Source organism: Sphaerisporangium aureirubrum, from assembly GCF_042658925.1.
Classification (GTDB): Bacteria; Actinomycetota; Actinomycetes; order Streptosporangiales; family Streptosporangiaceae; genus Sphaerisporangium; species Sphaerisporangium aureirubrum.
Genome location: NZ_JBHSRF010000003.1, coordinates 191,910 through 206,826 on the forward strand (window position 1 = coordinate 191,910; position 14,917 = coordinate 206,826).

16 protein-coding genes are annotated in these 14,917 nt (G+C 72.0%); 8 read left to right on the plus strand and 8 right to left on the minus strand.

The genetic code is table 11. The features are described 5' to 3' along the window. Positions 1-11: 11 nt before the first annotated feature. Positions 12-668, minus strand: a complete 657-nt coding sequence (locus ACFP1K_RS03615) for a TOPRIM nucleotidyl transferase/hydrolase domain-containing protein (protein WP_380747006.1) — start codon at positions 666-668, stop codon at positions 12-14. Between the two features lie 231 nt (positions 669-899). Here ACFP1K_RS03615 and ACFP1K_RS03620 point away from each other — a divergent pair, with 231 nt between their 5' ends. From ACFP1K_RS03620 to ACFP1K_RS03650, 7 genes are all read left to right on the plus strand, one after another. Then, the gene (locus ACFP1K_RS03620) at positions 900-2,546 is read left to right on the plus strand and encodes a cellulose binding domain-containing protein (protein ID WP_380747007.1); all 1,647 of its coding nucleotides are present in this window, start codon (positions 900-902) and stop codon (positions 2,544-2,546) included. A gap of 82 nt (positions 2,547-2,628) precedes the next feature. Continuing rightward, positions 2,629-2,952 carry an ArsR/SmtB family transcription factor gene (locus tag ACFP1K_RS03625; protein ID WP_380747008.1) on the plus strand — a complete coding sequence of 108 codons (324 nt, stop codon included), beginning with the start codon at positions 2,629-2,631 and terminating at the stop codon, positions 2,950-2,952. After that, positions 2,945-3,439 (plus strand): SRPBCC family protein, encoded by a 495-nt coding sequence (locus ACFP1K_RS03630; RefSeq protein WP_380747009.1) that lies wholly within the window; start codon positions 2,945-2,947, stop codon positions 3,437-3,439. The genes ACFP1K_RS03625 and ACFP1K_RS03630 overlap by 8 nt, the downstream gene beginning before the upstream one ends. Next, positions 3,436-4,080 carry a DUF998 domain-containing protein gene (locus ACFP1K_RS03635; protein ID WP_380747010.1) on the plus strand — a complete coding sequence of 215 codons (645 nt, stop codon included), beginning with the start codon at positions 3,436-3,438 and terminating at the stop codon, positions 4,078-4,080. Before ACFP1K_RS03630 ends, ACFP1K_RS03635 begins: the two co-directional genes overlap by 4 nt. 129 nt (positions 4,081-4,209) lie before the next feature. Beyond that, the gene (locus ACFP1K_RS03640) at positions 4,210-4,647 is read left to right on the plus strand and encodes a Fur family transcriptional regulator (RefSeq protein WP_380747011.1); all 438 of its coding nucleotides are present in this window, start codon (positions 4,210-4,212) and stop codon (positions 4,645-4,647) included. A 32-nt stretch (positions 4,648-4,679) separates the two neighbouring features. Continuing rightward, positions 4,680-6,911, plus strand: coding sequence for a catalase/peroxidase HPI (gene katG, locus ACFP1K_RS03645; protein WP_380747012.1), 2,232 nt, complete (start codon positions 4,680-4,682; stop codon positions 6,909-6,911). Between the two features lie 106 nt (positions 6,912-7,017). Further along, on the plus strand, positions 7,018-7,848 hold the full coding sequence (locus ACFP1K_RS03650; protein WP_380747013.1) for an oxidoreductase: 831 nt from the start codon (positions 7,018-7,020) through the stop codon (positions 7,846-7,848). Positions 7,849-7,915: 67 nt separating this feature from the next. On the opposite strand, the gene ACFP1K_RS03655 is transcribed toward ACFP1K_RS03650, so the two are convergent. Together ACFP1K_RS03655 and ACFP1K_RS03660 are read right to left on the minus strand one after the other, a co-directional pair. Then, entirely contained in the window at positions 7,916-9,490 is a 1,575-nt protein-coding gene (locus ACFP1K_RS03655; protein WP_380747014.1) for a choice-of-anchor I family protein, read from the minus strand. Positions 9,491-9,581: 91 nt separating this feature from the next. Then, positions 9,582-10,163, minus strand: a complete 582-nt coding sequence (locus ACFP1K_RS03660) for a TetR/AcrR family transcriptional regulator (RefSeq protein WP_380747015.1) — start codon at positions 10,161-10,163, stop codon at positions 9,582-9,584. 146 nt (positions 10,164-10,309) lie between these two features. On the opposite strand from ACFP1K_RS03660, the gene ACFP1K_RS03665 reads away from it, so the two are divergent. Beyond that, a complete protein-coding gene (locus ACFP1K_RS03665) occupies positions 10,310-11,050 on the plus strand; it encodes a DUF4440 domain-containing protein (protein WP_380747016.1) in 741 nt (246 codons plus the stop codon). A gap of 15 nt (positions 11,051-11,065) precedes the next feature. On the opposite strand, the gene ACFP1K_RS03670 is transcribed toward ACFP1K_RS03665, so the two are convergent. From ACFP1K_RS03670 to ACFP1K_RS03690, 5 genes are all read right to left on the minus strand, one after another. Then, a complete protein-coding gene (locus tag ACFP1K_RS03670; RefSeq protein ID WP_380747017.1) occupies positions 11,066-11,869 on the minus strand; it encodes an isocitrate lyase/PEP mutase family protein in 804 nt (267 codons plus the stop codon). Between the two features lie 88 nt (positions 11,870-11,957). Further along, on the minus strand, positions 11,958-12,566 hold the full coding sequence (locus ACFP1K_RS03675; protein ID WP_380747018.1) for a methylated-DNA--[protein]-cysteine S-methyltransferase: 609 nt from the start codon (positions 12,564-12,566) through the stop codon (positions 11,958-11,960). Next, positions 12,563-13,054, minus strand: a complete 492-nt coding sequence (locus tag ACFP1K_RS03680) for an RNA polymerase sigma factor (RefSeq protein ID WP_380747019.1) — start codon at positions 13,052-13,054, stop codon at positions 12,563-12,565. The genes ACFP1K_RS03675 and ACFP1K_RS03680 overlap by 4 nt, the downstream gene beginning before the upstream one ends. A gap of 47 nt (positions 13,055-13,101) precedes the next feature. Continuing rightward, a complete protein-coding gene (locus tag ACFP1K_RS03685; protein WP_380747020.1) occupies positions 13,102-13,602 on the minus strand; it encodes a methylated-DNA--[protein]-cysteine S-methyltransferase in 501 nt (166 codons plus the stop codon). A 132-nt stretch (positions 13,603-13,734) separates the two neighbouring features. Next, positions 13,735-14,820: a protein-glutamine glutaminase family protein gene (locus ACFP1K_RS03690; protein ID WP_380747021.1), complete on the minus strand. Its 1,086-nt coding sequence runs from the start codon at positions 14,818-14,820 to the stop codon at positions 13,735-13,737. Between the last annotated feature and the right edge of the window lie 97 nt (positions 14,821-14,917).

Here is a 14,917-nt window from a genome sequence, read left to right on the forward strand (position 1 = left end):
GCGGGTCCCGGTCAGGTGACGGCGAGCAGGCGGTCCAGGGGACGGGGGACGTGGGGGGCGTCGAGGGCGAGGACGAGGGCGCGGGCGTAGTGGGCCTTGCGGCCGCTCGTGGTGCCCATGAAGCGGTGCATCTGGTGTTCGACGGCGCGGCCGCGCTGGGCGGGCTGGTTCTGGAAGAGGCGGAACTTGGCCAGGTCTCTCTCGGCGGCGAAGACCCGCTCGACGCCTGGGGGGCCGAGGGCGCGGATCAGTTCGTCCTCCAGGTCGGTGACGCACACGTAGAAGCCGAGCGACTCCATCGCGGAGCGGGTCAGGCCGGTGCCCCAGCCTGCTTGCTCCAGGCCGCGGCGGAAGTAGGCCTCCTCGGCCTCGTCGCACAGGCCTCGCACGTTCACGGCGAGCTCGCGGGCGCCGAGGATCCGGAGGTACCGGCCGACGCCCATCGCGCCGCCGATCGACATGACGCATATGCCCTCGCCGGCCAGATCGCGGTCGCGCCGCATGGCCAGCGCCTCCAGCGCGCTCTGGTCGCTGACCCCTTCGACGAGGACGACCGTGGCGAGGCCGCCGGCGGCCAGCTCGCGGGCCACGGTCGCGGCCGCTGGAGCGTCCTCGCCGCCGGCCGCCCAGGTATGGATGGAGGCTCGGAAACGTTCCAGATCTCGCACAGATCGATTCTCGCAGCGGCGGCTCCGGGGCGTCATCCCGATTACCGGCGCGGTCCCCGGCGCTCACACAGGCGTTGAAACTTCCAGGAGTGAGCTGGCACTACGCGCTCCGCGCTGGTCGCGGGCTCGACACACGGTGGCGCACGCGCTTACCGTCCGCACACCGCATTGATCGGCATGGTGGAGCCGGCAAAAGGTACTGCCTCATCCCCGTCCGTCAGGGAGTCACCCATGCAACGGCGACTTGTCTGCGCAATCCTCGTGACGCTCGCCGCGCTGTTCGGCGTCGCGCCCATGGCCACGCCCGCGGTCTCCGCGGCGGCGCCCGTGAGGATCATGCCGCTCGGCGACTCCCTCACCGGGGGACCCGGGTGCTGGCGGGCCCTGCTCTGGGATCGGCTGCAGCGTACGGGGTTCACGAACATCGACTTCGTCGGGACCCTGCCGGGCGGCGGCTGCTCGGTGGCGCACGACGGGGACAACGAGGGGCACGGGGGATTCCAGGCCACCGGGATCGCGAACCAGAACCAGCTCCCGGGGTGGCTCTCCAGCACGCGGCCGGACATCGTGCTCATGCATCTCGGCACCAACGACGTCTGGAACAACGTCGCGACGGCGACCATCATCGCCGCGTTCACCAAGCTGGTCGACCAGATGCGGGCGAGCAACGCGAACACGAAGATCATCGTGGCCAAGATCGTTCCGATGACGCCGAGCGGGTGCACCTGGTGCCCGTCCGGGGTGACCGCGCTCAACGACGCGATCCCGGGCTGGGCCGCGGGCAAGAGCACCACCCAGTCGCCGATCACGGTGGTCGACCAGTACACGGGCTTCGACACGGTGGCCGACACGACCGGGGACGGGGTGCACCCGGACGACTCGGGCTTCCAGAAGATGTCCGACCGCTGGTACCCGGCGCTGACCGCCCTGCTCGGGGGCGGGAACCCCGCGGACACCACCGCGCCGTCGGTTCCGGGCGGGCTGAGGGCCACGGTCAGCTGCAATCCCGTGACGGTGACGCTGAACTGGACCGCGTCCACCGACAACGTGGGGGTCACGGGCTACGACGTCTACCGCGCCTCCAACGGCGGCACGTTCACCTCGGCCGGCACCACCACGACCACCTCGTTCACCCAGGCCCTCAGCGGGTCGGTCCAGTACCAGGTGCGAGCGCGCGACGCGGCCGGCAACACCTCCGCGTTCACCTCGCCGGTGAGTGTCGTGCCGCCGCCGTGCCCGACCATGCCGCCGCAGGACACGCAGCCGCCCACCACGCCGGGTACGCCGGTCGTGACCATCACCTGCGACTCGGCGACGCTGAACTGGGCGGCGTCCACGGACAACGTGCGGGTCACCGGGTACGAGATCTGGCGTGCGCTCGGCACCTCCGGTGGCACGTTCGTCTTGGTCGGCACTTCGACGACCACGTCGTTCACACAGACCGGTGCGGGGACCTTCCGTTACCAGATCAGGGCGCGGGACGCGGCGGGGAACACCTCGCCGTTCACTCCTCCCGTCACCGTCCTCCCCACGGGCTGTCCCACGTTCTCGCCCACGCCCACGCCGACCGCCGGCGGGTGTACGGCCGTGTACAGCCTCACCGGTAGCTGGGGCGGCGGGTTCCAGGGGCAGGTGACCGTGACCAACAGCGGGACCACCGCGATGACCGGGTGGACGGTGACGCTCACCTTCCCCGACGGCCAGCGGATCACGCAGACCTGGGGTGCCCGCACCGACAGCACCGCCAGTCCGTACGCGTTCAGGAACGAGAGCTACAACGGAGCGCTGGCCCCCGGCGCGTCCACCACGTTCGGCTTCCTGGCGAACTGGAGCGGCACCAACACCGCGCCCACGGTGACCTGCGCGCGGACGCCGTAGAGCCAGGCTAACGATCTTGTGAGGGATACCGGTACCGCTTCACGGATTGACATGTGACCTTTTGGTCACATATTTTCCGAGGGTGGCTGACGATGACCAGGTGTTCAAGGCCCTTGCCGATCCGACGCGCCGATTCCTGCTCGACCTGCTCTTCGCGCGTGACGGCCGCACGCTCACCGAGCTGGAGTCCGGGCTGGAGATGTCGCGCTTCGGGGTGATGAAGCACCTGCGGGTGCTGGAGGACGCCGGTCTCGTGGTCACCCGCCGGTCGGGGCGGGAGAAGCTGCACTTCCTCAACCCGGTGCCGATCCGGCTGATCCACGACAGGTGGATCGACAAGTACACCGAACGCCAGGTGTCGGTGCTGGCGGAGCTGAAAGCGGAACTGGAGACCGAAGATGAGTGATACCGAGACGACCGTGCAGGTCTACCGCGTGTACATCAAGGCGACCGCGGAGGCCATCTGGGACGCGATCACCAAGCCGGAGTGGACCGCACGGTACGGCTACGGCGGGCTGAGCGAGTACGACCTGCGGCCGGGCGGCGCGTACGTGGGCCGCGCCAACGCCGGCATGATCGAGTACGGGGCGCCGGAGGTGGCGGTGGACGGGGAGGTCATCGAGGTCGATCCGCCGCGCAGGCTGGTGCAGACGTTCCGTGTGCTGATGGACCCGTCGATCCTGGCGGAGGGATTCACCCGTCTCACCTACGAGATCGCCGAAGGTAAGGGCGGCGTCTGCGCGCTGACCGTCACGCACGACGTGAGCGGCGCGCCCGGCATGGCCGCGCTGATGCGTGGCGACTTCGACGCGATCGGCGCCGGCGGCGGCTGGGCGTGGACGCTCAGCGGCCTGAAGACCCTGCTGGAGACCGGTCAGGAGATGGGGTCGTGACCGCCGTCATCTCGGTGCCCGCCGCGCGGCGGGCACCGGTGGGGCCGCTGCTGGTGGCCGGCGCCGTCTCCGGGCCGCTGTTCGTGGCCGTCGTGCTGGCGCAGGTGTACACCCGGGAAGGGTTCGACCCGGCCCGGCATCCCATGAGTTCGCTGGCACTGGGCGAGCTCGGGTGGGTGCAGATCGCGAACTTCGTGGTCTGCGGCGCACTGGCACTGGCCGGCGCGGCCGGGCTGCGGCGGGCGGCGGCACCGGGCCGGGGGAGCACGTGGGGGCCGCGGCTCCTCGGCCTGGGAGGCGCGGCGCTGATGGTGGCGGGGGTTTTCCCCACCGATCCGATCAACGGCTACCCGGTCGGCACCCCCGACGCGGTGACCTGGCACGGCGTCGTCCACTCGATGGCGCCGGCGGTCGGCGGCGTCGCCGGTCTGATCGCCTACGCGGTGTTCGCCAGGCGGTTCCGTGCCGGCCGTGAACACGGCTGGTTCGCATGGACCATCGTGGCGCCGGTCGCGGTGCTCGCCACCGACGTGGTCGCCGGGGTCGCGGGCGACTTCCGGCCGATGCTGATCGGCCAGATGATCGGCGCGGCGTGGGCCACCTCGGTCTACCTGAGGTTCCGCCGGTCTTCCGGGGCGTAGGCGGCGGGCAGGTGCCTGAGCCAGGGGCGGAGTGGTACCCCCACCGGCAAACGTTGCCGGATCCGGCCTCTAGACTTGGACTATTCGTTCTATTGGATCGTTCGGGTTTACGAAGGTTGGATTGGCGCCATGACCGCATCCCAGACTCCGACCACCGCCGAGGAGCTGCGCGGTGCCGGCCTGCGGGTGACGGCCGCCCGAGTCGCGCTGCTTGAGACCGTCCGGCACGGCGATCATCTCGATGTCGAGGAGATCGCCACCGGGGTGCGCGACCGGGTGGGCCACATCTCCCTTCAAGCCGTGTACGAAGCCCTCCACGCGCTCACCGCGGCGGGACTCGTCCGCCGCATCGAACCGGCAGGCAGCGCGGCCAGGTTCGAGGGGCGCGTGGGGGACAACCACCATCACGTCATCTGCCGGTCGTGCGGCGTCGTCGCCGACGTCGACTGCGCGGTCGGCGAGGCTCCCTGCATGACCGCCTCCGACGACCACGGCTTCTCGATCGACGAGGCCGAGGTCATCTACTGGGGCCTGTGCCTCGACTGTTCCACCGCCCGCAGCTCCTGAGCACCGTGATCGCCTAGCCCAGAAAGATTTCGATGACTGAGAACCACGACGCAATAGTCACAGACGCGAAGACGGAGGACGGGGGTGGCTGCCCGGTCGCGCACGAGCGCGCCCCGCACCCGACCCAGGGCGGCGGCAACCGCCAGTGGTGGCCCGAGCGGCTCAACCTGAAGATCCTCGCCAAGAACCCCGCCGTGGCCAACCCCCTCGGTGAGGACTTCGACTATGCCGAGGCGTTCCTGAGCCTCGACCTCGCGGCCGTGAAGCAGGACATCGCGCAGGCGCTCACGACCTCGCAGGACTGGTGGCCGGCCGACTACGGCAACTACGGGCCGTTCATCATCCGGATGGCCTGGCACAGCGCGGGCACCTACCGCATCAGCGACGGCCGCGGCGGCGCGGGCGCCGGTCAGCAGCGCTTCGCGCCCCTCAACAGCTGGCCGGACAACGCCAACCTCGACAAGGCCCGCCGCCTGCTGTGGCCGGTCAAGAAGAAGTACGGCCAGAAGCTCTCCTGGGCCGACCTCATGATCCTCGCCGGCAACGTCGCCCTGGAGACGATGGGCTTCGAGACCTTCGGCTTCGCCGGCGGCCGCGTGGACGTGTGGGAGCCCGAGGAGGACGTGTACTGGGGCCCGGAGTCCACCTGGCTCGACGACCAGCGCTACACCGGCGACCGTGATCTCGAGAGCCCCCTCGGCGCCGTCCAGATGGGCCTCATCTACGTCAACCCCGAGGGCCCGAACGGCAACCCGGACCCGCTGGCCTCGGCCCGCGACATCCGTGAGACCTTCCGCCGGATGGCGATGAACGACGAGGAGACCGTCGCCCTGATCGCGGGCGGCCACACCTTCGGCAAGACCCACGGCGCGGGCCCGGCCGACAACGTCGGCCTCGACCCGGAGGCCGCCTCGATCGAGGAGCAGGGCCTCGGCTGGAAGAACACCTACGGCACCGGCAAGGGCGCCGACACGATCACCAGCGGTCTCGAAGGCGCGTGGACGACCACCCCGGCGGCCTGGGACAACAGCTTCTTCGAGATCCTTTTCGGCTACGAGTGGGAGCTGAGCAAGAGCCCCGCCGGCGCCAACCAGTGGAAGCCGAAGAACGGCGCCGGGGCGGGTACCGTGCCCGACGCCCACGACCCGGCAAGGACCCACGCCCCGACCATGCTGACGACCGACCTCGCGCTGCGCGTGGACCCGGTCTACGAGCAGATCTCGCGGCGCTTCCTCGCGAACCCCGCCGAGTTCGCCGACGCCTTCGCCCGCGCGTGGTTCAAGCTGACCCACCGCGACATGGGCCCGGTCGTGCGCTACCTCGGCGCGGAGGTCCCGTCCGAGACGCTGCTCTGGCAGGACCCCCTGCCCGCGGTGACGCACGAGCTCGTCGACGCCGCGGACGTCGCCTCCCTCAAGGCGCAGGTGCTCGACTCGGGCCTGACGGTGTCCCAGCTCGTGTCCGCCGCGTGGGCGTCGGCCTCGACCTTCCGCGGCGGTGACAAGCGCGGCGGCGCCAACGGCGCCCGTGTCCGCCTCGAACCGCAGAGCGGCTGGGAGGTCAACGACCCCGACCAGCTGGCCACCGTGCTGCGCACCCTTGAGGGCGTCCAGGAGACCTTCAACGCCGCGCAGGTCGGCGGCAAGCGGGTCTCGCTCGCCGACCTGATCGTGCTCGCGGGCGGCGCGGCCGTCGAGCGGGCGGCCAAGGACGCCGGCGTCGACGTCGAGGTGCCCTTCACGCCGGGCCGCGTGGACGCCTCCCAGGAGCAGACCGACGTCGAGTCGTTCGCCGCGATGGAGCCGGTCGCCGACGGGTTCCGCAACTACCTGGTGAAGGGCAACCGCCTGCCCGCCGAGTACCTTCTGATCGACCGGGCCAACCTGCTGACCCTGAGCGCCCCCGAGCTGACCGTCCTCGTCGGCGGCCTGCGCGTCCTCGGCGCCAACCACCAGCAGTCGCCGGTCGGCGTCCTCACCGAGACCCCCGGCACCCTGACCAACGACTTCTTCGTCAACCTGCTCGACCTCGGCACGACGTGGTCGGCGACCGCGGGGGACGCGAACACGTTCGAGGGTCGCGACGCCGCCACCGGCGAGGTCAAGTGGACCGGCAGCCGGGCCGACCTCGTCTTCGGGTCGAACTCCGAGCTGCGCGCCCTCGCCGAGGTCTACGCGAGCGACGACGCGAAGGCGAAGTTCGTCAAGGACTTCGTCGCCGCGTGGGACAAGGTCATGAACCTCGACCGGTACGACCTGGTCTGACGTTCAGGTCTCACCCGAAAGCCCCCGGCGGCCTTCTCCGCCGGGGGCTTTCTCGGGTCCGCGGCCTACCGGCCCCCGGCAACACAAAGAAGGGAAACCGATCACCATGTCCACCTGGCTGATCACCGGATGCTCGACCGGCCTGGGCCGAGCCCTCGCCGAAGCCGTCCTCGCCCGCGGTGACAACGCCGTGGTCACCGCCCGGGACGTGTCGAGCGTGCGGGACCTCGCCGACGCGCACCCCCGGAATGCCCTCGCGCTCACCCTCGACGTGACCGAGCGGGACCAGGTCGAGAAGGCGGTACGCCGCGCCGAGGAGCACTTCGGCGCCGTGGACGTGCTCGTGAACAACGCCGGCTACGGCTACCGCGCCGCCGTCGAGGAGGGGGACGAGGCGGACGTGCGACGGCTGTTCGACACCAACTTCTTCGGTGCCGTGGCCTTGATCAAGGCCGTCCTGCCCGGCATGCGGGCCCGCCGCTCCGGCGCCATCGTGAACATCTCCTCGATCGGCGCCCGGATCACCCCCGCGGGCTCCGGCTACTACGCCGCCGCGAAATCAGCCCTGGAGGGCATGACCGGCTCCCTGCGCAAGGAACTGGCCCCCCTGGGGATCACCGCCATGTCCGTCGAACCGGGCGGCTTCCGCACCGACTTCGCCGGCCGCTCCCTCACCCAGTCCGCCACCCCCATCCCCGACTACGCCGAGACCGCCGGCAAACGCCGCAAGGAACACGACACCGTCCACGGCACCCAGCCCGGCGACCCCGCCAAGGCCGCCCACGCCATCATCACCGCGGTGGAGTCCCCGGAACCTCCCGGCCTTCTCCTGCTCGGTGAGGACGCGATCACCATGTTCCGCGGCGTCCTCGACGCCGACCGCGCCTCCCTGGACACCTGGGCCCGGCTGGGCGCGGACACCGCCGTCGACGAGTGACGGCCGTGCGGACCCGTGGCCGGTCCGCATCCGCGGGAGCGCGGATGCGGACCGAGGCCGACGGGACCTAGCGGACTTCGTAGATGGCGGTGGTGCCGCTGATCTCGTTGCCCACGATCAGGAGGGGGCGGCGGGTGGGACTGTCGCCGGCGGGGACGAAGAAGACGCCCTCGGGGCCCACGTCGCCGGCGGTGCCGTCCTCGACGGAGCCGGTGAAGTCGCGGGTGTTGAGGAAGGCGGCGGGAGTGGGGTGGCGGGGGTCGGTCACGTCGTAGGCGGCCACGCCGCTGACGCGCTCCAGGCCGGCGAAGACGTAGGTTCTGCCGCGGACCTCGCCGACGGTGACGCCTTCGGGCTCGGGGCCCTTGTTGTCGCTGCGGCTGTCGAAGGAGTCGTTCTCCTCGTTGTCGGCGTTGAAGTTCTCGGGGAGTTCGCGGGCGATCAGCTTCTCCAGGCCGTCACCGGAGTCCCAGAGCAGGGCGCCGCCGGTGGAGCGGAGGGAGATCGAGCGGGCGCCGAAGGTGTGGAGGGCGGTGTAGGCGCCGGTGGCGTCCTTGGGGGAGTCGGCGGCGACGGTGAGGCGGCCGAGTTCCGCGTCCTTCTTCAGGTCGGCGGCGTTCGGGAACGCGGTCGCGGACAGCGTGAGGTCCTTGACGCGGGCCTCGTCGGTGTAGCAGTCCCAGTCGCGGCTGTCGCCCTCGTTGGCGGTGACCAGGTAGGTCTGGCCGCGGGAGCGGAAGTGGGCGATCCCGTCGGGCATGTACATGCCCTTGACGCCGGGACGCGGGCGGATGTCGATCTTCCCGTCCTTGTCGGAGGCGTCGACGCCCACCTTGCCGAAGTCCTTCAGTCCGAGCGGCACGATCCGCTCCACCCTGGCACGTTCCAGGTCGACGATCGCGACCGCGTTGTTCTCCTGCAGCGTCACCCACGCGGTGTCGCCGGACACGGTGACGTACTCGGGCTCCATGTCGCGGGCCACCGTCGCGCCGGGGCCCGAGATGCGCACGCCCGCGGCGCGCAGCCGGTCGGCCTGGCCGTTGAACGCCTGGAAACCGGCGTCGCGCACGGTGCCCCGGGCGATGTCGATGACGCTGATCGAGCCCTCGGGGTCGTCGACGGCGTCCGCGCAGTAGGACTCGGGCTCGCCCTCGTTGGCGACGACCAGCCGGCGGCCGTCCTCGGTGAAGGTCAGCATGTCGGGGAGCGCCCCGGCGGGGAACTCCTTGAGCTTCTTGCCGGTGCGGGTGTCGAAGAGCGACACCTTGCCCTGGCCGGTCTTGGTCTCGGCCTGCTGGGCGACGGCCACCAGCTTCTTGTGCACGGCGACGCTGTTGGCTCCCGGAGCCGCCAGGGAGGTGACCCGCCGGGGGGCGCGCGGGTCGCGGATGTCGAGGACGTCCACGGTCCCCGCCTGCGCGTTCACCACGAAGGCCCGCTTGGTGGCGGGGTCGTACGACGTGATCTCCGAGGCTCCCGTGCCGACCGAGCCGGTGGAGAAGCGCCCGAGGAACGCCAGGGAGATGCCCTTGCCGCCGTGGCCCGGGTGGGTCGCCGCCTGGGCGGGTGCGGTGGTCAGCGCGAGGGAGAGGGCGGCCGTGGCGGTGGCCGCGGTGATCCGGAAGGGGTGTTTGACGTGCATGTCTGGTGATCCTGGCGATAGCCGGTGAACTGTTGATCCCCCCGAGATGGCGCCGCGGTGAACGTGGGGCAGCGCCGGGTGTGGCCGGGGGTCACGGCGCGGGGGCGAGCGCCCGCAGGCCGCGAATGAACAGCTCCAGGTGGCGGCGGGCCAGGTCGTGTTTCTCGCCGGCGGGGAGCGGGCCGGGCAGGGGCCGGGCGATCCGGACGAGCATCATGCCGATGTCCTCGAAGGTGACGTCCGCGGGGAGGACGGCCGCCGCGCGGGCCTCGGCGACGAGCCGGCGGACGAGGTGCGCGGACTCGTCGCGCACGGGACCGATCTCGGGGTCGTTCGCCAGGTCGAGCACGTCGAGCAGGGCCGGGAGCACGGCGGACACGCGTAGTTCGAGTGCTTCGCGCAGGTAGCGGGCGAGGGCGTCGAACGGGTCGGTCTCCTCGGCGATGGCGGCGCGGGCCGATTCGACCGTTCTGGTGAGGGCGTCCAGGGCGAGGGCGTGCACGAGGGCGTGCCGGTCGGGGAAACGGCGGTACACGGTGCCGATCCCCACCCCGGCGCGGCGGGCGATCTCGTCGAGGGGCACGTCGGGGCCGCGCTCGGCCACCAGGTCCCGCGCGGCGAGCAGGATCTGTTCCTGGTTTCGCCGGGCGTCGGCCCTGATCGACTTGGCCATCGCCCTCTCCCTTCTGCCGTGATGCGGACAGCATATCCGCGTATGCGGAGGAAAATGCTCCACTTAGTCTTGCGCAGTCTCCGGCGGGTGTGCCAGAGTCAATGTGGAGGATTTCCCTCCGCTTAGAGAGAACGGGGATGCCAAGAATGAGCCGGCAGCAGATTCTCGACCTCGTCGACCGCTGGGCCAAAGCCGAGCTGCACGGCGACGTCGGCGCCTACGACGACCTCCTGACCGACGACTTCGCCGGTATCGGGCCCGTCGGATTCAGCCTCACCAAGCAGCAGTGGGCCGGTCGCCACCAGGGCCCGCTGAAGAACCACCACTTCGAGATCCACGAGCGCCAGGTGCGGTTCCACGGCGACACCGCGATCGTCGGCGGCGTCCAGGAGCAGCGGACCACCGCCATGGGACGCGACACCAGCGGGTCGTTCCGGGTCACCCTGGTGGCCGTGCGGGCGGGCGATCGCTGGTTGATCGCCAACATCCAGCTCAGCGGCCCGCTCCAGGACCCCGGCGCCCCGCCGCCGTTCGCCCGCGACACGCGCCCCGGCGCGGGCGCCACGATCTCCCGGGACGAGCTGCGGTCCGCGCTCGCCGGCGGCGCCGTCACCGTCGTCGACGCGCTGCCCGAGCCGGCCTACCGGCGCAGGCACCTGCCCGGCGCGCTGAACCTCACCGCGGTGGACGCCCCGGCGTCCGCGGAGGACGTGCTGCCGGACCGCGCCGCGCCGATCGTCGTCTACTCGACCGACCCCGCCTGCACCCGCGGCCCCGACCTCGCGGCCGAGCTGAAGAGGCTCGGCTACCAGGACGTGCGCCTGTACGCCGAGGGCATCGAGGACTGGACCCGCTCCGGCCTTCCGGTGGAGGGCTCACCCGCCTGAGCGCGGGCCCGCGCCTCACCCCGCCTGGTCCGCGATCGCGGCGCGCGGCCGCCGGTCCTCGGCGTGGCGGACGAGCTCGGCCTGCATGTCGGCGTACGGCGTCGCGGGCGGCGTGGGCCTCCCGTCGCGGACGGCGTTCGCGGTCTCCAGGGCGGCGTGCAGCGCGGCGCGGTAGGGGAGGGAACCGGTGCTGACGCGGCGGACGCCGAGCGCGGCGAGGTCGGCGAGGGAGCGGCCGGGGGTCGCGAGGACGTTCACCGGGACCGGGAGGCGGGCGGTGAGGCGCCGCAGGACGGACGGGTCCGTCGCGCCGGGGACGAAGACGCCGTCGGCGCCCGCCTCGACGTAGCGGGTGGCCCGCTCCAGCGTCGCGCCCACGGTGGCGTTCCGTCCGAGCCAGTAGGTGTCGACGCGGGCGTTGACGAAGAGGTCGGGGCAGCGCTGCTTGATCGCGGTGATCTTCGCGGCGTGGACCCAGGGGGAGACGAGGGTCCCGGCGCCGGTGCTGTCCTCGATGTTGATCCCCGCGGCCTCCAGCCCGGCGACGTACGCGGCGACCTCGGCGGGGTCGTCGGAGTAGCCGTCCTCGACGTCCACGCTGACCGGACAGGGCAGCGCCGACAGCGCGCGGGCCAGGGCGAGGTTCGCCTCCCTGGTGGCGCGCGCGCCGTCGGGACGCCCGCAGGTGGCGGCGACGCCGAAACTGGTCGTGCCGATGGCCGGGTACCCGTCGGCGAGGAAGACGAGGGCGGAGGGGACGTCCCAGGCGTTGGGGAGCAGGAGCGGGCGGCCGCTGTAGTGGAGATCGTGGAAGTTCATCGCCTGGGCTCCTCTCCCGGCCCGTCGGGCGCGCGGGCCGACCGGGTGTCTCTACCGCAACGCTAGGCCGGGAATGGTGTGACGCAGGTCAAAGAGTGGCCTCCAGGGTCAGGAGGGCACGCTTGGCGCCGGGCCCGCCGACGTAGCCGCCGGGGGTGCCGTCCGAGCGGATCACCCGGTGGCAGGGGACGACGACCGGGAGCGGGTTGGCGGCGCAGGCGGTGCCCACCGCGCGGACGGCGCGAGGGCTGCCCGTGGCCGCGGCGACCTCGGCGTAGCTCTCGGTGCGGCCGTAGGCGATCTCCCGCAGGTGGCTCAGGACCTGCTGGCGGAAGCCCTTGGCGAGGCGCCAGTCCAGGGGGAGCTCGAAGCGGGTGCGGCGCCCGGCGAAGTAGTCCTCCAGCTGGCGGCTCGTCTCGTCCAGGCGCCGGGGGGCGCGCAGGACGCGAGGGCTGATGTCGCCGGCGAGCCCGCGCAGGACGGCGTCGTGGTCCTGTACGGCGTAGGCGACCTTCACCAGGCCCTCGGCGGTGGCGGCGAGCAGGAGGTTTCCCACCGGGGTGTCCAGGGTGCGGTAGGCGACGTCCAGGACGCCGTCACGCTGGGCCCGCTCGGCGAGCGCCGCGTGCAGGCGGGCCAGGGCGGGGGCGTCCCGGCCGGGGAGCGAGGCGAACAGGTCGTCGGGCGCGGTGGTCATCCGGCCACCCCTTCCTCGTCGATGGCGCGCGGGTAGGTGCGGCGCAGGGTCCTGACGCCGTCGGCGGCGGCTCTGCGGGCGGCGTCGGCGGTGCCGCCGGACAGGGCGGCGATCTCCTTGTAGGGCAGTCCGGCCAGGTAGTGGTACGCCACCGCCTGGCGCTGCCGCTCGGGCAGGGCCTTCAGGGCGCGCCACAGGTCGCCGTCCCAGTCCTCGGGGCGGCCGGGGGCGGGCCGTTCCGGCGGATCGCCCACGGGGACGGGACGGCGGGCGGCGGCGCGGGTGACGTCGATGGCCTTGCGGTGCGCGATCGTCACCAGCCACGCCTCGACGTTGGCGCCGGGCGGCAGGTCCGGGTAGGCCTTCAGCGCCGACAGGAACGTCTCCGACCAGGCCTCGTCGGCGTCCTGCGGGCCGAGCACGGCGCGGCACACCCGCAGCACCATGGGACCGTGGTCGGTCACGATCTGCTCGAACGGTCGTCGCATGATCACACCCTGCCCGGCCCGGCCGCGTGAAGGGACGGGAACACGGCTCAGAACAGCCTCGCCTCCTTCTTCCGTGCCGGTTCCTCCAGTTCCAGCAGGTACCGCTTGCGGTCCAGGCCTCCGGCGTACCCGGTGAGGCGGCCGTCCGCGCCCACCACCCGGTGGCACGGCACCACCACCGGCAGCGGGTTGCGCCCGCACGCCGCGCCGACCTCCCGGGCCAGCGCCACGTCCCCGAGCCGCCGGGCCAGCTCCCCGTACGAGCGGGTCTCCCCGAAGGGGATCTCGGCCAGCAGCCGCCACACCTGGTGCTGGAACTCGTCTCCCCGCGGCGCCAGCGGCAGCTCGAAGCCGGTCCGCTCACCGGCGAAGTACTCCGCCAGCTGCCGGCGCGGCTCCGCGAAGCCCGTCTCGTCGCGGGTGCCGAGGTCGCCGGGCCTCGGGCCGCGGCGGCGCCGTTCGAAGTACAGGCCGGTCAGCGCGCCGTCCTCGGCGACCGCGATCAGGCCGCCGACCGGTGACTCGATGACGGTGTGGGTCCTCGTCATGTCGCTCCGTCCGTCCGGGGCCGCGGGGTGCGCGGCCCGTACGTCATGTAGACGGCCGGGGGATGCGAAACGTGAGATGCAGGGCTGGGCGAGGACCGTGTTGTACCTCTCCGCGCCGGGGGTGACCGGGCGTCAGACGGCGAGGGCGATCTTCAGGTTGTTGTAGTCGTTCTCCACGCCGCTGCCGAGGACGGTGTTGTGCCAGTCGGCGAAGAAGTTGGGGAAGCGGGTGCGGATGTACTTGCGCAGCTCGGGGTGCAGGTTCTGGATCTGGGCGAGGACCGCGTTGTACTCGGCGGTGTAGGCCGGGTACGGGACGGGCAGGTCCCGGGTGGTCTGGTTGGAACTCCAGGTTGTGAAGCAGGCGCGGAACAGCTGGTCCAGGCCGGCGACCACGTCGTGGGCGGGCACCAGGGTGGCGGTGCGGGACAGCTCCAGGGCGACGTCGGCCGGCTTGCCGACCACCGTCCGGCTGGGGTCGGTGGCCAGCGGCGGGGCGTAGACGGTGCGGCCGGCGCGGACCACGAGGGTGCGGTCGGTGGGATAGGCCTTGCTGACCGCGAGGTCCTGGCGGAGCTGGTCGTAGGCGATCTCCGGGGCGACGGGACGGGTGGCCATGCGGCCCACCCAGTCGCCGATGCTCAGCGGGCCGTCCGCCACCGAGGGGTCCATGACCACGGGGTCGGGTTTGGGGCTGCCCGAGGGCACGTAGAGGAGCGGGGCGACGTGGTACCACCACTCGACCTGGAGGCGCTCGCCGAAGCCGGCCTGGTCGCCGCCGTGGGGGGTGTTCAGACGCAGGCCGTTGCCCGCGGCCACGGCGAAGATCTTGTCCGTCTGGTAGCCGGAGGCGGCGAGCATCGTCGCCATGATCTCGGCGCGGGCGAAGCAGCCGTCGGTGGGATAGCGGTACGGGATGGGGAGCGGGCCCCCCATGGGCGGGGTGAAGTGAGCGGTGCGCAGGGCGGCGAACAGCTGACTCAGCTCCTCCTCCGAGGAGAGGATGTCGCCGGTGACGGAGGTGACGTGCGCCGCCTGGGCCCAGCCGACGGTTCCGGCGGCGGCGCCCTCCAGCAGGCGCACCTGGACCCAGCCGGGGGAGAGGGAGATGACGAAGACCCGTGCGACGGTGGTGACGGTCGCGATGGGGGCCGGGGCGTTCGGGGCGGGGTAGACGGGTAGCGGCGCGTGCTGCTTGCCCTGGATCTCGTAGGCCATGTTCACTTCCCTGGGACAGGTGGATTTCCGATCACGGTGGAAGCCCCCCGATGTCCCGCCCCCGAGACCGTGTTCACGCGTACGCGGTCAGTGTCAC